Origin of the sequence: Chelativorans multitrophicus, from assembly GCF_011317445.1 — a bacterium.
In the GTDB taxonomy this organism is placed as follows: Bacteria; Pseudomonadota; Alphaproteobacteria; order Rhizobiales; family Rhizobiaceae; genus Chelativorans; species Chelativorans multitrophicus.
The window spans coordinates 1,200,417-1,225,244 of the sequence record NZ_JAAAPL010000001.1 but is presented as its reverse complement, the minus strand read 5'-3'; the positions used below and the strand labels follow the sequence as shown (position 1 = coordinate 1,225,244).

The window sequence follows — 24,828 nt, the reverse complement described above, 5'->3', positions numbered from 1 at the left end:
TGAATGCCGCAGTGGGGCCTCACGGTTGAGTGATGGTGCGTCGGCCACCCGCCATATCGGGTTTGGGATGCGCAGCTAGCTGGTGAGCTTCAGCTTGTCCTGTGTCTTGGTTTCGAAGTCACTGGCGTCATGGCGTTCGTGAAGCTGAGTGGAAAGCTCTCCACTGATGCGATTGACCATTCGACCGCGCTGGACGGCAGGGCGGCTGAAAATATCGTCCGCCCAGCGCTGCACGTGACTGTATTCGTGAACCGAGAGAAAATCGGCCGCCTCATAGAGCCATCCCTTCACGAGCCCGCCATACCATGGAAAAGCCGCCATATCGGCAATGGTATATTCTTCCCCCGCGAGGAACTTGTTTTCGGCAAAATGCCTGTTGAGCACGTCCAGCAGGCGTTTTGCCTCCATCGTAAACCGGTCGATCGCATATTCGATCTTGGTGGGCGCGTAGACGTAGAAGTGGCCGAAACCGCCCCCGATATAGGGAGCGCTTCCCATCTGCCAGAAGAGCCAGGACAGGCACTCGGCGCGTCTGGCCGGGTCTTGAGGCAGGAAGGCGCCGAATTTCTCGGCCAGGTAAAGCAGGATTGCGCCTGATTCGAAGACGCGTACCGGTTCCGGGCCGGAACGGTCCATCAGGGCAGGGATCTTAGAATTCGGGTTGACGTTTACAAAGCCGCTCCCGAACTGGTCTCCATCACCGATTCTGATCAGCCAGGCGTCATATTCGGCGCCCCTGTGGCCGAGTGCGAGCAGTTCCTCAAGCAGGATGGTGACTTTTTGCCCGTTTGGTGTTGCCTGCGAGTAGAGTTGGAGCGGATGACGGCCGACAGGCAATTCCTTTTCATGGGTTGGTCCGGCGACCGGTCGATTGATATTCGCGAACCGGCCCCCACTTGGCTGATTCCAAACCCAGACCTTCGGCGGCGTATATGTGGGTGAATCCGTCATCGTGTGTTCCAAACTCCTGATCAATGAAGTTCCGGCCGAATGGGCGCGAGCTGATTGCGTATGCCGTCTCGTGGCGATTGCCTCAGGCAATTGCACGGAGCCTTCTTTTGAACGTCTCAGGATAGATACGCAACCCCGGTATGTTGGCCAGCGGAGGGGTCTGATCAATCTCCGGCGCGCGCGTTTTCGGCAATTGGAGCGGCGGACAGGCTGTTCTCATACCAGCCCTTTGAGCGGTTTACGATCCACACCACCGAAAGCATCACCGGAACCTCAATGAGCACGCCGACGACGGTCGCAAGTGCCGCGCCAGACTGGAAGCCGAACAGGCTGATGGCGGCGGCAACCGCAAGCTCGAAGAAATTGGAAGCGCCGATCAGGGCCGAGGGGGCGGCCACGCAATGCTGCTCGCCGGAGATGCGGTTGAGCAGATAAGCCAGGCCGGCATTGAAATAGACCTGGATCAGGATCGGCACGGCAAGAAGGGCGATGACCAGCGGCTGTGCGAGGATCTGACCGCCCTGGAAGCCGAATAGCAGGACGAGTGTGGCGAGAAGCGCGACCAGCGACAATGGCTGAAGCCGGTCGAGGAAACGCTTCAAGGCAGCCTCGCCGCTCGAGGCGAGCAGGCGCCGGCGCATGAGCTGCGCGGCGATCACCGGCACGACGATGTAAAGCGCCACCGAAAGAACGAGCGTATCCCACGGCACCGTGATTGCGGAAAGGCCAAGGAGCAGGCCCACAATCGGCGCGAAGGCGAAGACCATGATCGTGTCGTTGAGGGCCACCTGGCTGAGCGTGAAATGCGGCTCTCCCTTGGTCAGGTTAGACCATACGAAAACCATGGCCGTGCAAGGCGCAGCCGCAAGGATGATGAGCCCCGCGATGTAGCTGTCGATCTGGTCGGCCTGCAGGTAAGGCCGGAAGAGATAGCCGATGAAGAACCAGCCGAGCGCTGCCATCGAGAACGGCTTCACCGCCCAGTTGACGAAGAGTGTCACGCCGATGCCGCGCCAGTGCTCCTTCACCTGGCCGAGCGCGGCGAAGTCTATCTTGACCAGCATGGGCACGATCATCAGCCAGACCAGCGCGGCGACGGGGAGGTTCACCTTGGCGATCTCCGCTGCACCTATCGCCTCGAAAACGCCGGGCATGCCGTGGCCCAGCGCAATGCCCGCGACGATGCACAAGGCGACCCAGAGGGTCAGATAACGTTCGAAGGTGGACATGCGGTTTCCTTATGCAGTCGCGATGCGGCGGCCGTGCTCGTCCACCACGCGCTCGCCGTCTTCCTTGACGAATTCGCCCCGCTGCGGTGGGAGCAGGGCGAGCACTTCTTCCGACGGACGGCAGAGCCGCACGCCCTTGGGGCTCACGACGATCGGCCGGTTGATCAGGACCGGATGGGCCATCATGGCATCGAGCAGTTGTTCGTCCGTCAGGCTTGCATCGCCCAGCCCGAGTTCGGCATAGGGCGTGCCTTTCTGCCGGAGGAGCGCGCGAACCGGGATGCCCATGCGCGCAATCAGCGTCTCGAGCATGACGCGCGAAGGCGGTGTTTTCAGATACTCGACAATATGCGGCTCCACGCCTGCGTTCCTGATCATTGCCAGCGTATTGCGCGAGGTGCCGCAACCGGGATTGTGATAGATGATAATGTCCATCTTCGCCTCAAGCCGCGCTCGGACGCGGCTTCGTTGCGCCCTGCAATTGCCCGATCTCGACAAGCCTGGTGCCGAGCGCCAACTTGTCGATGCTGCCGATAGGCAATGCCGTAAAGATGGAGATCCGGTTCTTGAGGTGGCGGAAAGCGGTGACGAAGGCGGCTTCCTTTTGAATGTCCGGGCCTTCGGCGGCCGCCGGATCCTCTATCCCCCAATGCGCCGTCATCGGCTGGCCGGGCCATACGGGGCAGGCCTCGCCGGCGGCATTGTCGCAGACGGTGAACACGAAATCCATCAACGGGGCGTCGGGCGCGGCGAACTCCTCCCAGTTTTTCGACCTGAAGCCCTCAGCTGGATAGTCGAAGCTCCTGAGCACCTTCAGCGCAAAGGGATTGACGGCTCCCTTGGGACGGCTGCCGGCGGAGAAAGCGCGAAAGCGCCCGCGGCCATCTTTCGTAAGGATGCTCTCTGCCAGGATCGAGCGGGCGGAATTTCCGGTGCAGAGAAACAGGACATTGTAGACGCGTTCAATCATGGGCAGCCTCCTTGGCTGCAGTCATGGCAGGTGGACAACAAGGTGAAAGTTCGGCGATCAGCGGCGCGCATATCTCGGGCCGCCCGCCGCAGCAATCCTTCACCAGGAAGGCAGCGAGCGCTCGCGCGGCGCCAAGCCTTGCGCGGTAGATGATTGACCGGCTTTGGCGTTCGGCACCGATTAGCCCGGCACGCGTCATTACCGCCAGATGCGAGGACATGGTGTTGTGAGGCACCGCCATACGCCGCGCGATCTCGCCAGCCGGCAGGCCATGGGGCTCATGCTCCATCAACAGCCTGAACACGTCCAGGCGCGTCGGTTGCGCAAGCGCGGAGAGAGCGAGAATGGCTTCTTCCGATTCCATATGTCGAGACTAATCGAAATATTGAGCGCGGTCAATCCCGCACGGAGCCCTTTCATCAATAAGCAAACGCCCCGCATTGAATCGTGGCGCTTCCGTGCTACATGCTTTCCGCTATGAAGAAGATTGGCTTTTTGTCCTTCGGACACTGGACACCATCAGCCGGTTCGCAGACTCGGTCGGCGTCCGATGCACTCCTCCAGTCCATCGATCTGGCTGTCGCCGCCGAAGAACTCGGCGCGGATGGAGCATATTTTCGCGTGCACCATTTCGCCCGGCAGCTTGCCTCGCCATTCCCGCTTTTGGCGGCTGTCGGCGCCAGGACCAGCCGTATCGAGATCGGCACCGCGGTCATCGACATGCGGTACGAGAACCCGATGTATATGGCCGAGGATGCTGGGGCTGCCGATCTCATTGCGGGTGGCCGTTTGCAGCTTGGCATCAGCCGTGGATCACCCGAGCAGGTGATCGATGGGTGGAAATATTTCGGTTACGCTCCGCCGGAAGGAAAGAACGATGCCGATATGGCTCGGCGCCACGCGGAGATTTTTCTTGAACTTCTCCGCGGCGAAGGCTTTGCGCAGCCGCACCCGCGCCCGATGTTTCCCAACCCGCCGGGCCTGTTGCGGCTTGAACCGCATTCGGAGGGCCTGCGCGACCGGATCTGGTGGGGTGCTGCCACCAATGCCACCGCTGAATGGGCGGCGCAATTGGGCATGAACCTTCAAAGCTCCACTCTCAAATTCGACGAGACCGGGCAGCCCTTCCACATCCAGCAGGCCGACCAGATTCGAGCTTTCCGCGCCGCCTGGAAAACGGCGGGCCACCAGCGCGAACCGCGGGTCTCCGTCAGCCGCAGCATCTTCGCCTTGATGGACGATCGCGATCGGGCCTATTTCGGGCGCGGAAATCAAGGCGACGATCAGATCGGCTTCATCGACGAGAATACGCGCGCGATTTTCGGGCGGAGCTATGCCGCCGAGCCCGATGTCCTCGTCGAGCAATTATCGAAGGACGAAGCCATCGCCGAGGCCGATACCCTGCTCTTGACGGTCCCCAACCAATTGGGCGTCGAATACAACGCCCATGTGATAGAGGCCATCCTTAAGCACGTCGCCCCAGCCCTGGGTTGGCGCTAACCACCGCAATGATGGACCATGAAAGCTGCGGAATTGACTATTCCGCAGCTTCCGCAAAAGGCGCGGCGGTATAGTTGAGGACGGGGCCGAGCCAGCGCTCCACCTCGGCCGTCTCCATGCCCTTGCGCCGGGCATAGTCCTCGACCTGGTCACGCTCCACCTTGGCAACGCCGAAATAATAGCTCTCCGGGTGCGCCAGATAGAGGCCCGAGACGGACGATCCCGGCCACATGGCGTAGCTTTCCGTAAGCGTCACGCCTGTGTTCTTCTCAGCATCGAGCAAGGCGAAAAGCGTCGTCTTTTCGGTGTGATCGGGCTGGGCGGGGTAGCCGGGGGCAGGGCGTATGCCCTTATAGGGTTCGCCGATCAGCTCCTCTGGCGTGAAGGCTTCGTCCGACGCATAGCCCCAGAACTCCTTGCGCACCCGCTCGTGCATACGTTCGGCGAACGCTTCCGCGAAACGATCGGCCAGCGCCTTGACGAGGATGGAGGAGTAATCGTCATTCGCCCGCTCGAAGCGCTCAGCGATAGCCACTTCCTCGATCCCCGCGGTCACGACGAAGCCGCCGAGATAATCCGGCTTGCCGATACCCTCTGGTGCGATGAAATCCGCAAGGGCCAAATTCGCCTTGCCGTCACGCTTGGTGAGTTGCTGGCGCAACGTGAAGAGCGTCGCCAGCTCCTCATTTCGGCTTTCGTCGGTATAAAGCCGGATGTCATCGCCCACTGAATTGGCCGGCCAGAAGCCGATCGCGGCTCTTGGGGCAAACCATTTCTCGTCGATGATCTTCTTCAGCATCTCCTGCGCGTCATCGAAAAGCTGGCGCGCGGCCGCTCCCTGTTTCTCGTCCTCCAGAATTTTGGGGTAGCGCCCCTTGAGTTCCCATGTCTGGAAAAATGGCGTCCAGTCGATATAGCGGGAAAGCTCCGCCAGATCCCACGTCTCGAACACCTTGGTGCCAAGGAATGTGGGCTTCGGCGGCTGATAGTTGCTCCAGTCGATCCGATAGGCGTTCTGGCGAGCCTTCGCGAGTGGCAGGCGCTGCTTCTCTGCTTCCGAGCGCGCATGCGCCTCGGCCACCTTTTTGTATTCGGCGCGCAGCGTCTCCACATATTCGGCTTTGGTTTCAGGCGACAGGAGGTTCGAAACAGTGCCAACCGCGCGGCTGGCATCTGTGACGTAAATGGCCTGGCCTTGGCTGTAGCGAGGATGAATCTTGACCGCCGTATGCACGCGGCTCGTCGTCGCCCCGCCGATAAGAAGCGGAATGTCGAAGCCCTCGCGCTCCATCTCGGAGGCGACATGCACCATCTCGTCGAGCGACGGCGTGATGAGACCGGAAAGGCCAATGATGTCGACCTTTTCGTCGCGCGCCGTCTGCAGGATCTTGGTTGCGGGCACCATCACGCCGAGATCGATGATCTCATAGTTGTTGCAGGCGAGCACCACGCCGACAATGTTCTTGCCGATATCGTGCACGTCGCCTTTCACCGTCGCCATCAGGATCTTGCCGGCGCTTTCCCGCCCGCCGCCGCCATTGGCGAGCTTTTCGGCTTCCATATAGGGCAGGAGCACAGCCACCGCCTGCTTCATCACGCGGGCCGACTTCACCACCTGCGGCAGGAACATCTTGCCGGCGCCGAAAAGATCGCCCACCACATTCATGCCGGCCATCAACGGTCCTTCGATGACGTGAAGCGGCCTTTCGGCCTTTTGGCGGGCTTCCTCGGTGTCTTCTTCGATAAACTCGGTAATGCCGTTGACGAGCGCATGCTCAAGCCGCTTCTCCACCGGCCATTCGCGCCAGGCGAGATCACGTTCCTTCGCCTCTTTGCCGCCCGTTCCCTTGTAACGCTCGGCTAACTCCAGCAGCCGCTCCGTCGCCGTTCCGCCCGCCTCTGGTTTGCGGTTGAGAACGACATCCTCACAGGCCTCGCGCAGCTCGGGATCGATCGTGTCATAGACAGCGAGCTGGCCGGCATTGACGATGCCCATATCCATGCCGGCGTGAATGGCGTGGTAGAGGAAGACGGCATGCATCGCCTCGCGCACCGGCTCGTTGCCGCGGAACGAGAAGGAAAGATTCGACACCCCGCCCGACACATGCACATGCGGCAGCGTCTTCGTGATCTCGCGCGCCGCTTCGATGAAATCCACGCCGTAGTTGTCGTGCTCCTCGATACCCGTCGCCACCGCGAAAATGTTGGGGTCGAAGATGATGTCTTCCGGCGGGAAACCGACCTTTTCCGTCAAAATCTTATAGGCACGGGTGCATATCTCCACCTTGCGCGCCTTCGTGTCGGCCTGGCCCGTTTCGTCAAAGGCCATCACGACCACTGCCGCGCCATAGGCCCGGCAGAGCCTGGCCTGATGGAGAAATGCTTCCTCTCCCTCTTTCATCGAGATTGAGTTGACGATCGGCTTTCCCTGGACGCATTTCAGCCCTGCCTCGATCACCTCCCATTTGGAGGAATCGATCATCACGGGCACTCGGGCGATATCCGGTTCGGCGGCGATCAGGTTCAGATATTCGACCATCGCCTTCTTCGAATCGATCAGGCCCTCGTCCATATTGACGTCGATGACCTGTGCGCCGTTCGCCACCTGATCGCGCGCAACGTCAAGGGCGGCGGCAAAGTCGCCCGCGGTGATCAGCTTGCGGAACCTGGCAGAGCCGGTGACATTCGTCCGTTCACCGATATTCACGAACGGAATATCCTTGGACAGCGTGAACGGCTCTAGACCGGAAAGCCGCATCAGCCGCGGAGGCTTCGGCAATTCCCGCGGCTTGTGTTTCGCGGCAGCCTCCGCGATGGCGCGAATGTGCTCGGGCGTCGAGCCGCAGCAGCCGCCGACGATATTGACAAGCCCTTCGCGCGCAAACTCTTCGATCTGCGCCGCCATTGCCTCGGGACTCTCGTCATATTGCCCGAATTCATTCGGCAGGCCGGCATTGGGATAGGCGCAGGTGAATGTGTCGGCGGCGCTTGAAAGTTCCGCAAGATGCGGACGCATCGCGGCAGCGCCCAGCGCGCAATTGAGCCCGATGGTGAAGGGATTGGCGTGGCGCACCGAATGCCAGAAGGCCGTCGGCGTCTGGCCCGAAAGCGTACGGCCGGATAGGTCGGTAATTGTGCCGGAGATCATCACCGGCAGCCGAACGCCTTTTTCTATGAAGACTTCCTCCGCCGCGAAGACAGCAGCCTTGGCGTTCAGCGTGTCGAAGATGGTTTCGATGAGAATGATGTCGACGCCGCCGTCGATCAGTCCCCGGATCTGCTCGCCATAGGCGATCCTGAGATCGTCGAAGGTGATCGCGCGGTAGCCGGGATTGTTCACGTCCGGTGAGATCGAGGCGGTACGGTTGGTCGGCCCGAGCGCGCCCGCCACGAAGCGGCGCTTGCCATCCTCCTGCTCAGCCCGCTTTACGGCGCGCCGCGCCAATCGCGCGCCGTCACGGTTCAGCTCGTACACCATCTCCTCCATGCCGTAATCCGCCTGCGCGATGCGCGTGGAGGAGAAGGTGTTCGTCTCGATGATATCCGCGCCGGCGATCGCGTATTGATAATGAATTTCTTCGATCGCCTTCGGTTGCGTCAGGATCAGGAGGTCGTTGTTGCCCTGCTGATGGCAGGCACAGCCGCCGAAACGGTCGCCGCGAAAGTGTGACTCGTCAAAGCCAAGCCCCTGGATCTGGGTGCCCATGGCGCCGTCGAGCACGAGAATCCGCTCGCGCGCAGCCGCCTTAAGCGCGGCACTGATTTCCGATCCGTCCGGCTTGGCAGCGATGTCGCCAAAAAGTTCAGCAAGTGGAGTATTCGTCTGCGACATTAAATCGATACCTCTGAATGTCACTCATTGCTCACATAAAGATATCTTTATGTCAATATGTGGCGCAGCGCGACTGCTGAACAACCTTTCGTATTCCGGGGTGGCCGAGGAGGCGCTTCGGCGGACCTTATGGCATGGCGATGGTTGTCTTGCTACCGGGCCCTTTCGTCGCGCGCTGCTGCTCAAACTCCTCCAGAAAGGAGTATCTGGACGGCGGATTATTGTCGAAAGGCTTCGAGGGATGTCGCGCTCAGCAAATCCTTGGGCTCAATCCCTTTCGTGCGAGGAGAATGGATCGCAGATTCCTCCACCTCTGCTCCGGCAGAGTTGCCGCGTCGAACGCGCCTTCGTCTGAAACACGCATGAGCTGATCGATTTCCCGGTCATGCAGGTTCCCAACGACTTGCTGCTCCCATTGTCGTAGAGCGTCCCTCGTCACCGTGCCTTCGTCCAATCGCCTTCCAAGATCCTCCAGCAGAGCCAGGAGTTGTCCATATCCGGCGGCCGCCGTCTTTTCGTCCGGAGCGATATGCAAATCGAGCCGCCGCGACGCATTTGATGGCACGCTGTGCTGCTTCATCTGACGGTCTCCTGACGCTTGGCCACTGCTTGTCCGGCGCGGCGTCAAAATGATGCCGCCTTTCGGCTCAGTCAGGTCAAAACGATCCCGTTCCTTCGGAAGTTCCGGATCGTCGAGGCCTCCGGAACATTCCGATGGCCGGCAAGTTGGATTGCCGTTTAGCGAGGAGCTTCGACGTGACACATCCGAAAGATCACCTGCTGTCCTGGCTGCGGGACGCACACGCAGCCGAAGAACAAGCCATAACGATGCTCAGCAACCTTTCGCGGCGCATCGAAAACTATCCGGAGTTAAAGGCGCGCATCGAACAGCATATCACCGAAACCCGGCGGCAGTCTGAGCGGGTGCGGGAGTGCTTGCAGCGTCATGGAAGCGATGCCTCCACCTTGAAGGATACGGGTACTAAACTGATGGGCCTCGGCCAGGCGCTCAGCGGTATCTTCACCGGTGATGAGGTGATGAAGGGCATTCTGGCGAGCTACACCTTCGAGCACATGGAGATCGCCAGCTACAAGATGCTCGCCGCCGCCGCCCGCCGGCTAGGGGACCCTGAAACGGCGCGCGTCTGCGAGGAGATACTTCAGGAAGAGCTGGCAATGGCCAAGTGGCTGGAAGACCGGCTGGAGCAGCTCACCGACAAGTTCCTCGATTTGACGGCAGAAGGATCCGCCACCGCCAAGCACTGAGACACGCAAGGCATGCATGGCAATTGTGGCGCGGGCGAATCGGAGCATTTGAATGCAGATTGTCCCGACCTACGCGCACGGCATTATCGATTATTTGACGGGCATTCTGCTTATCCTGGCGCCCTTCCTCTTTGGGTTTGCCACGGGTGGGCCGGAGCAGTGGGTTCCGCTGCTCCTGGGCATCACCGTTATTCTTTACAGCCTTTTGACCGACTATGAGGTTGGGGCGGTGCGGTTGATCCCGGTACGCGTTCACCTGGCGATCGATATGGTCGGCGGCGCGTTTCTGCTCGCCTCACCCTGGCTCTTTGGCTTTGCTGATAAGGTCTTCTGGCCGCACGTCCTGGTGGGGGCGGCAAGTATCATCATACCGATCCTCACCGTTCGCACGCCGCGACCAAGACCCGCAGGAGTACTGCGGGGTACGGAACGCTAGTAAGCCGGGCATCACGGATCGGGCCCCGTCAGGACGAGCGCTATCGCCTTCCGGTGTAGGCTTTCGGGATCGGATAAGCCAGGTCTCCGCGTTTGCTTGTGCCGAGGCCGCAACCGACAAGCGCCTCGACGAATTTCACGGCTACGGTGACGCCGTCGATCACCGGAACCTGAAGTTCGCGCTCAATAGCCTTGGCAAGATCGGTCATGCCGGCGCAGCCGAGCACGATGGCGCCGGCCTCGTCCTCATCGATGGCGCGTTTGCACTCCTGCGTGATGATGCGGCGCGCGTCGGAACGCTCGTCCTCCAGCGCCAGAACCTCGAGCTCGCAGGCGCGGATATTGCGGCAGAACTGTGCCATCCCGTAGGCCTGCGCCAGATGATGGGCAATTATCTTCGTTCGCCCAAGCGTTGTCACCACCGAGAACCCGGTGGAAAGGAAGCTCGCCGCATGCATTGCCGCCTCGGCGATGCCGAGGACCGGCCCGGAAGCCACCTCGCGCGCGGCGAGCAGGCCGGGATCGCCGAAGCAGGCGATGACGTAACCGTCAACGCCCTCCGCCTCACCCTTGCGCACCTCCTCAAGCATCGCAGCGGCGGCGATTGCCTCGTCATAATGTCCCTCGATCGAGACCGGGCCATATTCCGGGTTCACCGCGTCGATTTCCGTGCCCGGCCCGGCGACGGCGCGGGCGGCCGCGCCGATCTTCGCCGTCATGCTGGCGGTGGTGTTGGGATTGATCACCCTGATGCGCATGGGTGGGGTCTCCGATAGTCGTTCACATAATGGCGCCCGGCAGGCATGCCCCGCCGGAGCGCCGGTTCGGGTCAGGCGCGGAAGCGCTGCGCAGGCCCCCAGTACTGCATCAGCAGCCAGTAGATCACGCCGGCGGGGATGAGGCTCGCGTACCACGAGACAGCGGAGAAGGTCAGCGCGACGACTGCGCCGATCAGCGAGGCGATGATCGCCGCCCAGTTGACGCCGCTATAGGGACCGGTCTCATCGTACAATTTCCCGACATCCAGCGTGCGTTTGCGCAGCAGGTAATAATCGACCACCATGACCGCGAAGATCGGGCCGAGGAAGGCGGAGTAAGTCTGCACGAAGATCTGCAGGCCGGCCGCGCTTTCGTCCTTGACCAGCTCCCACGGAAAGGTGGCGAAGGCCAGAAAGCCGACGATAACGGTCGAGAGCTTGAAGGGCAGTTTGAAGATGTCCATCAGCACATAGGTTGGCGGGATGACATTGTTGAGAACATTGGTGGTGACCTGCGCGAAGGCGATGAAGAGCAGCGTCACGATCAAAAGTGGTTTGTTGTCGACCGCGTTGGCGAAGACCTGGATCGGGTCCGTGACGCCGGTGGCGCCGGAGACCATCAGCCCGATCAGCCCCATGAACAGTGTCACCGGCAGGATCGACATCGAATAGATGGTGACGAGCAGGCTCGGCGAGGAGCCGTGCGTGTGCTCGCGCGCGTAATCGCTGACGTTCAGGATCATCGTCGAGTAGATGCCCAGAAAGAGCATCGTTGCGCCCCAGAAGGGCAGGCCCCAGGTTCCCTCGATATTGACGAGGTTGGCGGTGATTTCGGCGCCGTAGCGGTTGATCACGCTGAAGAACATGTAAAACAGCGAAAAGAGGATGAAGACCGCGCCGATATTCTCCAGCCATTTGATGCCTTGGAAACCGAGCACCGAAAGGCCGATTTGCAATAGCTGGAAGATGATGAACCAGGCGACGAGATTGTCGAAGCCGAACATGGTCGCGGTAACTGCATTCAGCGCGCCCGCACCGATCCAGCTCTGGAAGCCGTACCATACGATGGCCGGCACGGCGCGAACGATGCCGGGAAATCCCGTGCCGGTGAAACCGAAGGCGCTGCGCGCCTGCACCATGAAGGGGATGCCGTATTTATAGCCGGCGGCACCGTTGATGGTCAGCGCGACGCCGATAACGAGGCAGCCGATAGCGATGGCGATGGTGGCCTGCAGCAGGTTGAGCGTGCCGACGATCGAGGAGCCCATCGTGAAGGTGCCGATCGAGACGCAACCACCCATCCATGCGAGCAGGTAGGATGTGGGCCCCATGATTCGGGTCTGCTGCGGAGCGAGCGATTCCTCGCCGATATTCTTGCTGTGGGCGCCGATTTGAGGCGGCGCCACAAATTCCCGGGTATTTGCCATTTGATTACCTCCCATTCCCACCGGAGACATTCGTCCGGGGCTGGCACTGTCCTCCATCCAGCCATCGGCACTCCAGCAGAGAGATCGCGCATGTCAGCGATCGCCTCAGATTGTTGACAGAACGGGATCAGATTGTCAACAATCCTGCTTTACAGGGTAGGCTTGTTCACATTACGCCCGTATTGCGCGTTTTGCACCATTCGCGAGGAGGTCGATGCTGAAGTCGAAATCGAATGCGCCGTCCCCGACAGAGGCAATATACGAGCGCCTTTGGGATGCGATCGCCGAGCGTAATCTCCGCCCCGGTACCCGGCTGAAGGAAGAGCAGCTCGCGGAAATCTTCGCGGTGAGCCGGGCGCGGGTCCGGTCCGCACTCGCCGCCCTCGAACGTGACGGCCTAGTGAGATTGGTTCCCAATCGTGGGGCCTTTGTTGCCGAGCCGACGATTAGAGAGGCCCGGGACATCTTCTTCGCGCGCGCCACAATTGAAAGTAAGCTCGTCGAGCGGCTGTGCGCTCACGCAAGCACCGGTGCGATCAACCGCCTGAAGGCGCATGTCGCCGAGGAGCGTGCCGCCGCGGAGCGTTGCGACAGAGCTGCTGCAGTCCGGCTCTCTGGCGGCTTCCATCTTCTTATCGCCGAACTTGCGGGTTCTCCCTATCTTTTCGAGGTGTTGCGGGACCTGGTTTCCCGTACTTCACTCATAACCGCCATGTATCAGCCTCGCGGTGAAAAGGATTGTGGGCCCGATGAGCACGAGGACATCGTTTCCAAGATCGCGTGTGGTGACGTGGAGGCGGCCAAGCTTGCCATGGACCACCACCTGGACCATATCGAGCGCCAGCTGAACCTCGCGCAAAGTGACGAAGGCCCGCGTCACCTGCGGGAGATATTATCCTGATCTAACCTCAGCGCGCGCTCCAATGCCCCTTTGGATTTTGAAGATGCACTGCGATTTTCGCGTTTTCCAGAAAGGTGTTTTGTGTGTTTCGCACATTTCGATATTGTAGATACGGCGTAACCTCTCGGGAAAAATAATAAAAACGCCAGCAATGGTTTTTGTGTCTGTCGTACCATTGCGGTGTCCTGAGGGCTCAACAATGGGAGAGGGTGATGGCAATTTCATCCGGCAAGCACGCCCAGGATGGCGCGCTTTATAATACGGACTTGGCCCCGCTGCCGCCGGAGAGGCGCAAATGGGGCGCTTTTGAAATCTTCAACGTATGGAATAACGATATACAGAGCCTATTCGGCTATTCGTTAGCCGCCTCGCTCTTCATTACATACGGGCTCAATGGCTGGGCGGTCTTCGCCGCGATCATCGTCGCCGGCTTTTTTGTGATGTTCCTGGTCAACCTCACCGGCAAACCATCGGTCAAGTATGGGGTCCCTTACCCCGTCATGGCCAGGGCCAGCATGGGGGTCTATGGTGCGCGCTTTCCGGCCCTGATCCGCGGCATTGTCGCGATTTTCTGGTACGGCGTGCAGACCTATTTCGCCTCGACCGCAGTAGCACTGCTGTTGAATACCATGCTCGGCATCCGAGGCGGGGCCGAATTCCTGGGCCTGACGGCCGTAGGCTGGCTCTCCTATTTCATCGTCTGCGCGTTCCAGGTCATGCTTTTCGCGCGCGGCATCGACTGGGTCGGAAAGTTTCTGAACTGGGCCGGTCCCACCGTCTATGCGGTGATGATCGCTCTTTGTCTCGTCATCTGGTGGAAAGCGGGCAACGGCATCTTCAGCGAGCTCGGCGCGATCTTCGAGGGCGGTGAGGCATCCGATCAGCGGGGCTCGGTGGCCGCGTTTTTCGCTATCGTGGGAACGATGATCGCCTATTTCGCGGCGGTCGTGATAAATTTCGGAGACTTCTCGCGTTTCGTCAAAACCGAGTCGGCGATGAAGATCGGCAATTTCTGGGGCCTGCCGATCTCCCTGGCGTTCTTTTCCTTCATCGCGCTCTTCGTTACGGCCGGCACCGTGGTGTTGTTCGGCGAGAGGCTCATCAATCCCGCCGATATCGTCGACCGTGTCGATAATGTGCTGCTTACGCTCATTGCCGCCCTTACATTTTTCGCGGCGACCGTCGGTATCAACCTCGTTGCCAACTTCATTCCTCCGGCCTACGACATCGCCAATCTCAATCCGGAGAAAATTTCCGCGAAGATGGGCGGCGTTATCACGGCAATCGTCGCATTCTTCATCGGCGCGCTCTGGGTGCCGGTGATCTCCACTATCGGCATCACCGCCTTCGTCGACACGCTTGGAGCATTCCTTGCGCCGCTTTACGGCATTCTCGTCGCCGACTACTACATCGTTCGTCGCAAGAATATTTCCGTAGACGATTTGTTCTCGTCCGATCCTTCAGGGCCTTATTTCTACACCGGTGGCTGGAACCAGAAGGCTATCATCGCCTTCGCTATTCCGGCCGTCTTTTCGGTGGCCACGGTATGGATCCCCGCACTTTCGCAGCTGTCGGGTTACGGCTGGGTGATCGGCGCGATACTGGGTGGTGCTGTGCATGTCGGCCTGATGCACAGCAAAATGCCGGCTCCGAGAACGATCTGATCGGCTCTGGTTAAGCCGAGCTATTCTCCCGGCGGTGGCGATCGTGCGCCACCGCTTCGCGATGGCGGCGGGCGGATAACTGGGCTCGCCGCTTTTGCTCGTTTCTCGAGATCGAGATGCGGCATCAAACGGGTTTAGTCGGAGTTTTCGACTTCTCCGGCCATTCCATGCCGCCAGTAGGCCGCGATGAGGCTGTTCCGGCGCGGCAGGCCGCGCTCCATATGCAGATGGGCGCGAATCTCCCGGGCCGCGGCATGTTCACAGCCCGCCCATACGAACACCGACGCATCGGCAGCGAAATCGAGTGCCCTGATTGCATCGGCAAGCAATTTGGTCGTGCCAGCCGGCCTGCCTTCGCGTGAAAGCCAGCGCAGATCGAGTTCCGCTTTCGTTTGGAGTTCCTGGCGTTCGGCATGATCAGCGATTTCCACGAGAGCGACAACCTTCTTGCCGGCCGGCATCTCCTCCAGCATGCGCCCGATTGCCGGAAGCGCCGTTTCGTCTCCTGCAAGCAGGTACCAGTCAGCCTCGCGCAGCCCGCCGCCGCCGGGACCGGTCATGCCGACCACATCGCCTGGCCTTGCCTCGCGGGCAAAATTGGCGCCGGGTGTTTCGTTGCCCTCATGAAGAACGAAATCGACATCGATCTCACCCGCCGCGATGTCGATCCGCCTGATCGTATAGACGCGGTGGATAGGGCGGGGACCCTCTGGCCAGGCCTGGCGGCCATCCTTGCCCATCACAGGCCAGACCGGTTTCACATCCGTCTCCGGCGAAAGCAGCAGGCGGACATGCATGCCGCCATGGGAGAAGCGGTCAAGATCGCGGCCGGCAAGCGTGAGCCTGCGCATGCGCGGCGTGATCTGCCGGGCGCGCAGAACGCGCATCTCGCGGAAATAAGGCAGCGGCGCGCCGGGTATGACGCCGCCTTTCCAGACGATTTCCGGCGCCTCGGCGGGCGCGAACTCACAGACATGTTCCGCCACGCCCCATTGAAGATAGGCGAGGGAGGTTGGGTCTGCGGCTGCGACGCGGAACCGGACATGTCCATCGCAGGCAAGCGCTTCGGCCTCGCCGATATCGAACGCGACGGTCCATCTCTCGTCAGTTCCGGAAACGGTGCCATGCTCGACGAAGTGGTCGCGCAACCTTGCCATGACTTCGAGCGGACTGGCCACCGAGATGGCGGTTTCGGCGCGCAGCGGTAGCCTCGCGTTCATGGGCTTTCTCCAGAAGGTATGAACGCGGCTACGTCGCGCACGGCGCCCTGGCCGGAGACGAGGGCGATAGCCGGGATGGTTGCGATGGCTATCAGCCCCGCGCCAGCAAAGAAGACGCTGTATCCGAGATGCTGTGCCGCGTAGCCGGCGGCGATGCCACCGGCCATGCTCACCAGTGCGTCCATCGACTGAAATAGGGTGAAATCGATGCCGCCTTGCCGCGGGTCGGACCAGTGCATGAACTGAGCGTATAAAGCGACAAAGCCGAGCGCCATGATCCCGGAGGAACTGGCAACTGCGACGGCAGCGAGCGCAGAGGTCGGGATCGCGGGGTAAAGGTCTCGCGCGGCAAAGAAGAAGAGTGCCGCCGCCTGCAGCCCCAGAGCGATCACCAGCACCGTGCGTGCGCCAAACGCCCTGACCAATGCCCCTCCGACCAGCGCTGCCGCAAGCCCGACGAACATGCTGCCGGCGCTGTTCACGAGGCCCACCGTTGCAAGGTCCAGCCCGGCGTCGATGAGGAATGGCCCTACCATCATCATGGCCGTCTTTTGGGCCAGCACGTAGAGCGCGGCTGCCAGCAGGCCACGGCGGATCTCAGGGCGGCGCAAAGCAGACGCCAGCGAGGGTATGTGGGAACGCCGCTCGACGGTGGCTTCAGTGCGCCAGCGCAGGAAAAAGGGCACGCCGAGTATCGCTAGAAGGGCGGCTATTGCCCAGACGCCGAGAGACCAGCCATAGCTGGCAACGAGGACGAGAAACAGCCCGCCGCCAATGGCCGAGCCCAGATAGGCCCCGCCTACCTGGGCTGCGTTGGCCCAGCCATGCTGCTCGCGCGGCAAACTTTCCACGGCATAGCCGTCACATGCGATGTCGACAGTGGCGGCGGCAAGCGCAATGATTGTCAGGCAGGCGAGCACCGGGCCGAGCGACGCAACGCCAAGCAGCCCGACGACACCGAGCCCGACAATGGAGAGGCCTCCGCCAAATATCACGATCACGCCGGAACGGTTGCGGCCGACCGGAGGAAGCCTGAAACGTTCCACCATTGGCGCCCAGAGAAACTTCAGCGCCCAGGGCAGCGCGATCAGCGATAGCAAGCCTACGCTGTCGAGGCCCAATCCCCGGTCGCGCAGGACCGCGGGCAGACCGGCCCAGGTGAGGCCGCCTATAACGCTCTGAGCAACATATAGCCCTCCCACCGCCAGCACGACGGCGGTTGCGGACTGCGAGACGGCAGCGCTTCGGATCATTCACTCAGAACCGGTAGCGCAGGCTGCCGAAGACCGAGCGGCCTTCATCCCAGTAGCAGTTGCCGGCTGTACAGATCGGCTTTCGCTCGTCGAACAGGTTCTTGGCGTTGACCTGCAGCATCAGGCCTTCGAGCCTAGGATTGCTGGCGCCGAAATCGTAAGACAGGGAAGCATCGACAAAGACACGGTCGTCGTTCTTGAATGAATTCAGATCGTCGCCATAGCTCTCACCGACATACCGTACACCTGCACCGAGCCCCAGACCTGCAAGCGCGCCGCCCTGGAACGTGTAGCGGCCCCACAGCGACAAAATGTGGTTGGGCGTGGCGGAGAGTTCGTTACCCTCCGTTCCTTCCACGCCCCGCTCGATTTTCATGCGCATATAGGTGTAGGAAGCGATGAGCCCGAGGCCGTTATCGAAGGAAGCGGCGGCCTCAAGCTCCAGGCCGCGTGCGTTCAGGTCGAGCTGACGCTGGATCTGGTTGCCGGCAGCGTCAAAGGTGCCGTCGTAGACGACCCCGTCCGTCTGGTCGATGTCGAAATAGGCAAGGCCCAGCGTCATGTCCCGGTCGGGCACCTCGTATTTGACGCCCACCTCGATCTGCCTGCCCTCCGTCGGCCGCGCCACCCGCCTCTGATCCGTCCCGTAGTCGTAGACGAAGCCGAGATTCGGCGAGAATGACGTCGAATAGTTCGCATAGGGAATGATGCCCCAATCGGTCCGGTAAGACACGCCGAGACGGCCTGAAAACGCCTCGTCTCGCTGATCGGATTCGGTCAGCAAGTAGTCAGTGCTGTGGCTGTCTACCCAGTCGTAGCGACCGCTGGCGAACAGGGTCAGGGCGTTCCACTGCATCTGGTCGTGCAGGTAGATGCCGACATTATGCATGGTCTGGCTGCCGGAGAAGGAAAGCGGCATCGCCGCGATATCTTCGACAGAGGTATAGGAAACTCCGTTAAATGCCTCGTAGTCGGACCATCCATAGTCGAGCCCGGCGACCGCCACGTGGCTGACCGGCCCCGTGTCGAACGTGAACTGTGCCATATTGTCCACGACGAAGTTCCTCATGTCCTCCTTGTAGTGCCCCCAATAGCGGGCGAGGATGTCGGGATTGGCCGGGTCGGCGGGGTAGTGGCCGCTATACTCCAGATCGGCGTCGACGGCGTTGAAACGCAGGTTCTGCCGTAGCGTGAGCACATCGTTGAAGTGGTGCTCGAACTCGTAGCCGATGCGGCCCTGCACACCGGTGAAATCGTTCCAGCCCGGATCGCCCTCATAGATGTTCGACACCTGACCATAGGAGGGATTGTAGAAGAAGGCAGTGCCGCCGGCGACGGCGCGGGAGACCTCGCCCAGAACGGTGAGGCGGGTGCCCTCGTCCGGCTTCCAGGTGATGGCAGGCGCGAGATAGAGCTTATCGTCGGGATAACCCGGCAGCGCGGTCTCCGACAATCGGCCAAGTCCGGTGAGGCGGTAAAGGACAGAGCCGTCCTCATTGGCCGGTCCCGAAAAATCGAAGGCCGTCTGATACCTGCTGTTGCCGCCGAACAAAAATTCGACCTCGCGAAACCGTTCGTCTTTCGGCCGCTTGGTGACCAGGTTGACGATGCCGCCCGGGCCGCTGATCCCGTAAAGCGAGGACGCTGGCCCCTTGAGAACCGTTAGTCCTTCAATGCCGTAAGGCTCCGTCTTAAACCAGGCGGACGGGCCGTTATACTGGCGCAGGCCATCTCGAAACAGGCCGTTGTAGTAGGCTGGGAAGCCGCGCAGATAGAAAGCGTCGTATCGGCTGTCAAAGCCGAAAATATTTGGATTGGCGCTCGCCGTGTAGGCAAGAGTCTCGTTGAGCGTCCGTGGCTTCTGGTCCTCGATTTGGTCCTGCGTCACCACGGAGATCGCCTGAGGGATTTCGGCAATCGGTGTGTCGACCTTGGTGCCGATCCGGTCCTGCTTGGCGACATAGCCGTCCTGGATGAGGATATCGTCGCTTTCGGCCTCGATTTCCAGACGCTCAAGAAGTGTCGGTGCTTCCTGCGCGAGCGCCTGCGATCCAGACCAGGAAAATGCACTTGCCGCCAATAAAGTCAGGTTGACGGAACAATAGAACGAACGGGCCGGCACAACACACTCCTCGCTGCTAACCAAGAGACTTTTTTGGTTGCTTCGCCCGATGCTTGGAGCGTGGCTGCCTGAGGCCAGCGCTATAAAACATGATTATCAATGTCAACTTAAATCGCAGCGACCTGCGGTCATTCAGTGCCGTCTTGCCACGGGCCGAAACGCCAAGCGCACCTCATATTGCGAAAGGGGCATTCTCAAGCGGCGGAAAGCGCCGACATCAATGAAAATCTAAAAGGCGTTTGAGCCGGTTGAGATGATCTGCCGTGCACGCGACCTAAGGCGATTTCCCTCGCCTTCGACAAGCGGCGTGTTGCACCGATCACCCGAAGTCGCGTATTTTGAAGTAGGCGCCTTCGGCAATGTCGCCCCAAGGGCGAATAAGGGCTCTGAAATCAGAGTAGCTCTGGTAAATCGCTCGGGAAAGCTCATCACCAGAGCTGCTTTCGTTGATGACGTTTTGGCTGACGGCGGCGAAGGTCTTCAGAATCGCATCGTTGAATTTGCCGATCTTGACGGCGCCTTCAGCAGTGAGCTTACGCAGCGCCAACGCGTTATTGGTGTTGAATTCCGCCAGTGATCGGGTGAATTCGTCAGCCGCTGCTGCCTCGATTAGCCGGCGGTCGCCTCCGTCGAAACTCTCCCACACTTGTTTATTGATACCCAGAGTCAAGGCGGCGCCCGGCTCGTGCCAGCCAGGATAATAATACCAACTCGCCACCTTGTGCAGGCCGATAGAAGTATCAAGCCATGGCCCTGTCCACTCGCACGCATCAATGGCCCCCGACTGCAGGGCAGGCACGATATCGGCACCCGGCAGAAGCACGACCACTGCGCCAAGGCGGCGCAGCACCTCCGCTCCATAGCCTGCCATCCGGTATCGTAGGCCCCTGATCTCGTCGAAGGAGGTGATCTCCTTGAGGAACCAGCCTCCCATCTGCATGCCAGTGCTGCAGCAGACGAGAGGCTTTATATTGAATTGACCAGCAAGTTCGTCCCACAGCTTCTGGCCGCCACCGTACTGCACCCATGCGAAAAATTCATTCGCAGTGAAACCGAACGGTACCGTCGAAAAAAAATGGAGCGCTGGCGACTTCTGTTCGAAATAGCCGATGTGGGAGTGGAACATGTCCGCCACGCCCGCCTGTACCGCATCGAAGGTCTCGAACGGACGCACCACCGCCCCAGAGGGTGAAACCTCGATACTGATGCGGCCGTGCGATGCATCGGCTATCGTCCGGGCCAACCGCCGCGCGCTGGGCAGCATACCGGGCCCTTCGGGCCAGTCAGTCACCATCCTTAGCCGTCGGGCACCCCGCGAGATTGCCGGCGCCGGTACTCCGAACGTCGCGCCCGCGACTGCTCCTGCTGCCGCCAGAACATCCCTGCGTCGCATCGAAGGCCTCCATTTTGCTGCAACGCTTCTTTCAGCCTTGTGCTAATTTTAGCACGAAAACGCGCGAGAGTGGTTTGGCTGTGACCACGTTGGAAGCCGCAGAGGCGAAGAGTTTGCCGCGCCATGATCGGCTCGGTGTGCGCGCGCGGCTGTTGCTCGCCTTCTTTGCAATCGCAGCCTTCGCGGTTTTAGCCGCCGCGGCGGGAATGTACGCTTTCCGCGAGGTCGGCTCACGACTTGAGGTCATCGATACGCGTGTCCCGCCCACACTCTCGGCGCTCGAACTCTCGCGCTCGGCCGAGCGCATCATCGCCGCGGCGCCAGCTCTACTTTCGGCAAGCGGGCGGGCGCAGCGAGACGAAGTGAAAGCCGAGCTCGCAGCCGAGGTCGGGCGTTTGAACGCGACGCTCGCCCGGCTGAAGCGCGATAGCGCGGGACTGCCGCTGCTTTCGGAAGTCGAGAGGACCGTTTCCTCCCTGGCCGCCAATCTGGCGGCTCTCGATGAGCTGGTTGCCCGCCGGCTCGTGATAAACGAGCGCATAGGGCTTTTGAGAAGCCGGGTTTTCCAGATCGAGGGAGAAACGCAGAGATTGCTCGCACCTTGGCTGGAGGTCGTGGGCAGGGAATCCGCGATGCTGGTCGAGGCAGGCAAGGGCGATCCGACAAGCCAGGCCGGCGGCCCTGAACGGCTCTCGTTCTTGATCGAGTTGCAGCGGCTGATGCGAACTGCGCAGGCGCGCGCATCCGCTGCCGCCGACATGCTCATCGAAGCCTCCACCACAAATGAGCCAGCCCGGCTGCCGGTGCTCGAATTCCAGCTCGGACTTGCTTTCGATGATCTCGCCGAGATCTCCAAACAGTTCGATCCCAGGCTGCGGCCGCTCTTTCTGGAAGAAATAGCGAAACTGCGCGGACTCGCCCAGGGAGATGAAGCGATCGCCCAGGCTCGCAGCGAGGAACTCATGCTTGTCGAACAGGGCGAGGACCTGCTCGCCGAGACCGCCAGGCTATCCTCGCAGCTTGGTGCTGCGATTGACCGGCTCGGCGATGCGGCCAAGGCAGACATCGGTATGGCGATCCAGGATGCGCTCCTGGTGCAGAGGCAAAGCGCGAGCGCCCTCGTCCTTCTGGTAGCGCTGAGCCTACTGACCTCGGTGCTGATCGTATGGCTCTATGTGGGAAAAAACATTGTACGCCGCCTTACCGCGCTAAGTGACGGCATGCTCGCCATCATCCGCGGCAGGCTCGAGACACCTGTAGTCGCGGAGGGGAGTGACGAAATCGCGGCTATGGCCCGAGCAGTCGAGGTCTTCCGTCAGAACACGCTGGAGCGCGACAAGCTGCTGTCCGAGAAAGCGCGAGCGGCCGATCTCCTCGAGCAGGAAGTAAGGCAACGCACGGCCGAACTGGAGACGGCCAACACGTTCAAGTCGCGCTTTCTCGCCGCCGCAAGCCATGATCTGCGCCAGCCCCTCCACGCGCTGAACCTTTTCATCGCCCAACTGCGCAATGAGGCTGACCCGGTCGAGCGCGCGAGATTGGTCGGTCGTATCGATGTCGCGGTGGGATCGGTCAACGAGCTCCTCGAAGCTCTGCTCGACATGTCGAAACTGGAGGCAGGCGTGCTTGAGCCGGAGTTCACCGAGTTCCCTGTCAATCACCTCTTCAAGCGCATCGAGACGACCTTTGTAGACGCCGCATGCGAGAAGGGGCTTCGACTGATCATCGTCCCAAGCCATGCCTGGGTGCGCAGTGACTTCGTCCTGCTGGAACGCGTTTTGTTCAACCTTGTGTCGAATGCTGTCCGCTGTACGTCGCGCGGTGGCGTGTTGATCGGCGGGCGCTTTAGGAGTGGCCAGTTGCGGATAGATGTTTGCGACACAGGTCCAGGTATTCCGGCCGATCAGCAGCAGGCGGTGTTTGGCGAATTCTACCGGTTGGCCAAGGGGGATAGCAGCGCCGGGCTGGGGCTCGGCCTTGCCATTGTCGACCGGCTCGGGCGTCTGCTGGACCATAGGGTCGAGCTGAGTTCGCGGCTGAATCGCGGCTCGCGTTTCTCTGTTTCCGTCCCGCTTGCGGCCAGGCAGCACGGCCTGATCGAAGCATCCGTCACGGATGTGATTTCTGACCCCGCGGCAGGAAAACTGGTGGTGGTCATCGATGATGATCCGCTCGTGCTCGAAGGTATGGGCGGGATCCTGCGAAGCTGGGGGTGCCGCGTAGTGGCGGCCCCTTCCGGCACGGCCGCGCTCTCGCAGCTTGCGATTGACCGGCATCGGCCGGATCTTATCGTTGCCGATTATCGGCTTGCCGATGGCAGGACGGGGATCCAGGCGATCAGGCATCTGCGCGAAGGATACGGAGCTGCCATTCCAGCGTTTCTCATCAGCGGCGACACGGCTCCCGAACGGCTGCGCGATGCTCGTGAGGAAGGCTACCAGCTCTTGCACAAACCGGTGACGCCGATGCGGCTGAGGGCCATGCTGAACCAACTCCTGAGGGCAGGAAACGCAACGACGATGGTGCACTAGAACCAGGCGGCTATCCGGCTATCTTACGTCGCCGTGCCCGAGAGCGCTGGCCGCGATCACCGCCTCGGTGCGGTTTGAGACCTTCAGCGCCTTTAGTATGCAGGTGACGTGGTTCTTCACGGTGGGCTCGGCAATGTCGAGCTCGCGGCAGATCGCTTTGTTGCTCTTACCCTGCATCATGAGCGCAAGCACTTCCAGCTGGCGTTCGGTAAGTCCAAGCTTTGACAGGGAGGGCGAAAGCTCCGGCCGTGCAGTGGCTGGCGGAGGCTGTGGCCGGCCGAGAACTTCCGGCGGAACATAAATGCCGCCCGAGAAGACCAGTTTCAGCGCGCTCAGCATGACCTCGCGCTGGGCCGACTTGGGGATGAAACCGACAACGCCAAGCTCGAAAGCCCTGGTAATCGCGTCGCGGTCGTCACTGGCCGATAGAATAACCACGGCCATGGCGGGATGGCGCTCGCGAATTCGGCTGAGTGTGTCAAAGCCATTGCCGTCTGGCAGGGTGAGGTCGAGCAGGACCAGGTCGAGATCCGGATTGGCCTCGATGGAGTGCATGGCCTGCCGGGCGTCCGCAGCTTCGATAATCGCCGCGCGGTCCCACACCTCGCGCAGGACGCTCCGCAGCGCATCCCGGATCAGCACATGATCGTCGACGAGAAGAACCTTCATCGGCGGCGGCTCGTTTCATTCGATCCCACCATACTTCAGGACCAGGACCAAAGCACGCCCCGATGAAACGTCACCGCGAGATTTTCCGTTGCACGACAATGGAATAGGCCTTCCGCGCTCGCCGCCGAGACCTTGGTCGCAGGACTGCCGCATGATTCACGAATGGCAGAGGGTCCGCCATCCTTTCGCTGAGACCGGCAACCACCGCTGCGGTCATGGAGGCAAGCGATGCAGGATCTGCTTACGGTTATGGCAATCTGGCTTTCAGTCAATTTCGGCCTGCCGGCAATCGATGAAAAGCCTCGTATCGAATTTGTCTCGGCGGCCAGGATGGCTGAGGTGCGCCGCGAGCGGCTGGCGGCAGAGCGCTCGCATGGGGTGGTTGAGATCGGGCAAGGCACGTCGCCCGACACGGGCCACGAATTTCACGCAATCTATGACGATGTCAGCCGCACGATCTATCTGCCTTCAGACTGGACACCCGCCTCGTCGGCCCATGTCTCAATGCTGCTGCATGAGATGGTCCATCATCTCCAGAACGCCGGCGCACTGAAATACGAGTGCTCCGAGGCGCGCGAACGCCCCGCCTATCAAGCCCAGGCGCGGTGGCTGGAGCTGTTCGGCAAAAAGCTGGAGGAAGAATTCAAGATCGATCCGATGACCATTCTGGTGCGAACGAGCTGCATGTATTGAGCCATCGCACCCAG

General features: G+C 60.9%; 21 protein-coding genes. 7 read left to right on the top strand and 14 right to left on the bottom strand.

Translation table 11 applies throughout. The features are described 5' to 3' along the window. Positions 1 to 75: 75 nt before the first annotated feature. The 5 genes from yghU to GNP00_RS05930 all read right to left on the bottom strand — a co-directional run bounded on the left by yghU (position 76) and on the right by GNP00_RS05930 (position 3,514). Positions 76 to 951 carry a glutathione-dependent disulfide-bond oxidoreductase gene (yghU, locus tag GNP00_RS05950; RefSeq protein ID WP_011579669.1) on the bottom strand — a complete coding sequence of 292 codons (876 nt, stop codon included), beginning with the start codon at positions 949 to 951 and terminating at the stop codon, positions 76 to 78. A 164-nt stretch (positions 952 to 1,115) separates the two neighbouring features. Beyond that, a complete protein-coding gene (arsB, locus tag GNP00_RS05945; protein ID WP_011579670.1) occupies positions 1,116 to 2,180 on the bottom strand; it encodes an ACR3 family arsenite efflux transporter in 1,065 nt (354 codons plus the stop codon). Positions 2,181 to 2,189: 9 nt separating this feature from the next. Next, on the bottom strand, positions 2,190 to 2,615 hold the full coding sequence (gene arsC, locus GNP00_RS05940) for an arsenate reductase (glutaredoxin) (protein ID WP_011579671.1): 426 nt from the start codon (positions 2,613 to 2,615) through the stop codon (positions 2,190 to 2,192). A 7-nt stretch (positions 2,616 to 2,622) separates the two neighbouring features. Beyond that, on the bottom strand, positions 2,623 to 3,150 hold the full coding sequence (locus GNP00_RS05935; RefSeq protein ID WP_011579672.1) for an arsenate reductase ArsC: 528 nt from the start codon (positions 3,148 to 3,150) through the stop codon (positions 2,623 to 2,625). Then, on the bottom strand, positions 3,143 to 3,514 hold the full coding sequence (locus tag GNP00_RS05930) for an ArsR/SmtB family transcription factor (RefSeq protein WP_011579673.1): 372 nt from the start codon (positions 3,512 to 3,514) through the stop codon (positions 3,143 to 3,145). The genes GNP00_RS05935 and GNP00_RS05930 overlap by 8 nt, the downstream gene beginning before the upstream one ends. A gap of 113 nt (positions 3,515 to 3,627) precedes the next feature. On the opposite strand from GNP00_RS05930, the gene GNP00_RS05925 reads away from it, so the two are divergent. Further along, on the top strand, positions 3,628 to 4,650 hold the full coding sequence (locus GNP00_RS05925) for an LLM class flavin-dependent oxidoreductase (protein WP_041545012.1): 1,023 nt from the start codon (positions 3,628 to 3,630) through the stop codon (positions 4,648 to 4,650). A gap of 37 nt (positions 4,651 to 4,687) precedes the next feature. Here the strand turns inward: GNP00_RS05925 and metH are convergent, their stop codons facing one another. Next, the gene (gene metH / locus GNP00_RS05920; protein ID WP_166015773.1) at positions 4,688 to 8,482 is read right to left on the bottom strand and encodes a methionine synthase; all 3,795 of its coding nucleotides are present in this window, start codon (positions 8,480 to 8,482) and stop codon (positions 4,688 to 4,690) included. A 250-nt stretch (positions 8,483 to 8,732) separates the two neighbouring features. Next, complete coding sequence (locus tag GNP00_RS05915; protein WP_041544425.1) at positions 8,733 to 9,062, bottom strand: hypothetical protein; 330 nt, start codon at positions 9,060 to 9,062, stop codon at positions 8,733 to 8,735. A 176-nt stretch (positions 9,063 to 9,238) separates the two neighbouring features. Here GNP00_RS05915 and GNP00_RS05910 point away from each other — a divergent pair, with 176 nt between their 5' ends. Next, on the top strand, positions 9,239 to 9,748 hold the full coding sequence (locus GNP00_RS05910) for a ferritin-like domain-containing protein (RefSeq protein WP_011579677.1): 510 nt from the start codon (positions 9,239 to 9,241) through the stop codon (positions 9,746 to 9,748). A 52-nt stretch (positions 9,749 to 9,800) separates the two neighbouring features. Further along, positions 9,801 to 10,184, top strand: a complete 384-nt coding sequence (locus tag GNP00_RS05905) for an SPW repeat domain-containing protein (protein WP_011579678.1) — start codon at positions 9,801 to 9,803, stop codon at positions 10,182 to 10,184. 40 nt (positions 10,185 to 10,224) lie between these two features. On the opposite strand, the gene GNP00_RS05900 is transcribed toward GNP00_RS05905, so the two are convergent. Continuing rightward, entirely contained in the window at positions 10,225 to 10,941 is a 717-nt protein-coding gene (locus GNP00_RS05900; RefSeq protein WP_011579679.1) for an aspartate/glutamate racemase family protein, read from the bottom strand. A gap of 71 nt (positions 10,942 to 11,012) precedes the next feature. Beyond that, positions 11,013 to 12,368 carry an NCS1 family transporter gene (locus GNP00_RS05895; RefSeq protein WP_011579680.1) on the bottom strand — a complete coding sequence of 452 codons (1,356 nt, stop codon included), beginning with the start codon at positions 12,366 to 12,368 and terminating at the stop codon, positions 11,013 to 11,015. Between the two features lie 214 nt (positions 12,369 to 12,582). Between GNP00_RS05895 and GNP00_RS05890 the strand changes: the two genes are divergently transcribed. Next, complete coding sequence (locus GNP00_RS05890) at positions 12,583 to 13,269, top strand: GntR family transcriptional regulator (protein WP_011579681.1); 687 nt, start codon at positions 12,583 to 12,585, stop codon at positions 13,267 to 13,269. A 212-nt stretch (positions 13,270 to 13,481) separates the two neighbouring features. After that, entirely contained in the window at positions 13,482 to 14,933 is a 1,452-nt protein-coding gene (locus GNP00_RS05885) for an NCS1 family nucleobase:cation symporter-1 (protein WP_011579682.1), read from the top strand. Positions 14,934 to 15,067: 134 nt separating this feature from the next. Here GNP00_RS05885 and GNP00_RS05880 read toward each other — a convergent pair whose 3' ends face one another. The 4 genes from GNP00_RS05880 to GNP00_RS05865 all read right to left on the bottom strand — a co-directional run bounded on the left by GNP00_RS05880 (position 15,068) and on the right by GNP00_RS05865 (position 20,792). Beyond that, positions 15,068 to 16,153: a siderophore-interacting protein gene (locus GNP00_RS05880; RefSeq protein ID WP_166015771.1), complete on the bottom strand. Its 1,086-nt coding sequence runs from the start codon at positions 16,151 to 16,153 to the stop codon at positions 15,068 to 15,070. Further along, the gene (locus GNP00_RS05875; protein WP_011579684.1) at positions 16,150 to 17,406 is read right to left on the bottom strand and encodes an MFS transporter; all 1,257 of its coding nucleotides are present in this window, start codon (positions 17,404 to 17,406) and stop codon (positions 16,150 to 16,152) included. The genes GNP00_RS05880 and GNP00_RS05875 overlap by 4 nt, the downstream gene beginning before the upstream one ends. A 4-nt stretch (positions 17,407 to 17,410) precedes the next feature. After that, entirely contained in the window at positions 17,411 to 19,528 is a 2,118-nt protein-coding gene (locus GNP00_RS05870) for a TonB-dependent siderophore receptor (protein ID WP_011579685.1), read from the bottom strand. Positions 19,529 to 19,847: 319 nt separating this feature from the next. Beyond that, the gene (locus GNP00_RS05865; RefSeq protein ID WP_049764616.1) at positions 19,848 to 20,792 is read right to left on the bottom strand and encodes a TRAP transporter substrate-binding protein; all 945 of its coding nucleotides are present in this window, start codon (positions 20,790 to 20,792) and stop codon (positions 19,848 to 19,850) included. Positions 20,793 to 21,001: 209 nt separating this feature from the next. On the opposite strand from GNP00_RS05865, the gene GNP00_RS05860 reads away from it, so the two are divergent. Further along, the gene (locus GNP00_RS05860; RefSeq protein WP_011579687.1) at positions 21,002 to 23,452 is read left to right on the top strand and encodes an ATP-binding protein; all 2,451 of its coding nucleotides are present in this window, start codon (positions 21,002 to 21,004) and stop codon (positions 23,450 to 23,452) included. An 18-nt stretch (positions 23,453 to 23,470) separates the two neighbouring features. Here GNP00_RS05860 and GNP00_RS05855 read toward each other — a convergent pair whose 3' ends face one another. Further along, complete coding sequence (locus GNP00_RS05855; RefSeq protein WP_011579688.1) at positions 23,471 to 24,121, bottom strand: response regulator; 651 nt, start codon at positions 24,119 to 24,121, stop codon at positions 23,471 to 23,473. Between the two features lie 207 nt (positions 24,122 to 24,328). On the opposite strand from GNP00_RS05855, the gene GNP00_RS05850 reads away from it, so the two are divergent. Continuing rightward, positions 24,329 to 24,814 (top strand): DUF6647 family protein, encoded by a 486-nt coding sequence (locus GNP00_RS05850; RefSeq protein ID WP_343034308.1) that lies wholly within the window; start codon positions 24,329 to 24,331, stop codon positions 24,812 to 24,814. Positions 24,815 to 24,828 lie beyond the last annotated feature (14 nt).

Excerpts from the sequence above, each read along its gene's own strand:
- GNP00_RS05915 (WP_041544425.1), bottom strand. The coding sequence starts at position 9,062 with ATGAAGCAGCACAGCGTGCCATCAAATGCGTCGCGGCGGCTCGATTTG.
- GNP00_RS05900 (WP_011579679.1), bottom strand. The coding sequence starts at position 10,941 with ATGCGCATCAGGGTGATCAATCCCAACACCACCGCCAGCATGACGGCG.
- GNP00_RS05935 (WP_011579672.1), bottom strand. The coding sequence starts at position 3,150 with ATGATTGAACGCGTCTACAATGTCCTGTTTCTCTGCACCGGAAATTCC.
- arsB (WP_011579670.1), bottom strand. The coding sequence starts at position 2,180 with ATGTCCACCTTCGAACGTTATCTGACCCTCTGGGTCGCCTTGTGCATC.
- GNP00_RS05875 (WP_011579684.1), bottom strand. The coding sequence starts at position 17,406 with ATGATCCGAAGCGCTGCCGTCTCGCAGTCCGCAACCGCCGTCGTGCTG.
- GNP00_RS05880 (WP_166015771.1), bottom strand. The coding sequence starts at position 16,153 with ATGAACGCGAGGCTACCGCTGCGCGCCGAAACCGCCATCTCGGTGGCC.
- arsC (WP_011579671.1), bottom strand. The coding sequence starts at position 2,615 with ATGGACATTATCATCTATCACAATCCCGGTTGCGGCACCTCGCGCAAT.
- GNP00_RS05865 (WP_049764616.1), bottom strand. The coding sequence starts at position 20,792 with ATGCTGCCCAGCGCGCGGCGGTTGGCCCGGACGATAGCCGATGCATCG.
- GNP00_RS05905 (WP_011579678.1), top strand. The coding sequence starts at position 9,801 with ATGCAGATTGTCCCGACCTACGCGCACGGCATTATCGATTATTTGACG.
- GNP00_RS05855 (WP_011579688.1), bottom strand. The coding sequence starts at position 24,121 with ATGAAGGTTCTTCTCGTCGACGATCATGTGCTGATCCGGGATGCGCTG.
- yghU (WP_011579669.1), bottom strand. The coding sequence starts at position 951 with ATGACGGATTCACCCACATATACGCCGCCGAAGGTCTGGGTTTGGAAT.
- GNP00_RS05895 (WP_011579680.1), bottom strand. The coding sequence starts at position 12,368 with ATGGCAAATACCCGGGAATTTGTGGCGCCGCCTCAAATCGGCGCCCAC.
- metH (WP_166015773.1), bottom strand. The coding sequence starts at position 8,482 with ATGTCGCAGACGAATACTCCACTTGCTGAACTTTTTGGCGACATCGCT.
- GNP00_RS05890 (WP_011579681.1), top strand. The coding sequence starts at position 12,583 with ATGCTGAAGTCGAAATCGAATGCGCCGTCCCCGACAGAGGCAATATAC.
- GNP00_RS05925 (WP_041545012.1), top strand. The coding sequence starts at position 3,628 with ATGAAGAAGATTGGCTTTTTGTCCTTCGGACACTGGACACCATCAGCC.
- GNP00_RS05930 (WP_011579673.1), bottom strand. The coding sequence starts at position 3,514 with ATGGAATCGGAAGAAGCCATTCTCGCTCTCTCCGCGCTTGCGCAACCG.
- GNP00_RS05885 (WP_011579682.1), top strand. The coding sequence starts at position 13,482 with ATGGCAATTTCATCCGGCAAGCACGCCCAGGATGGCGCGCTTTATAAT.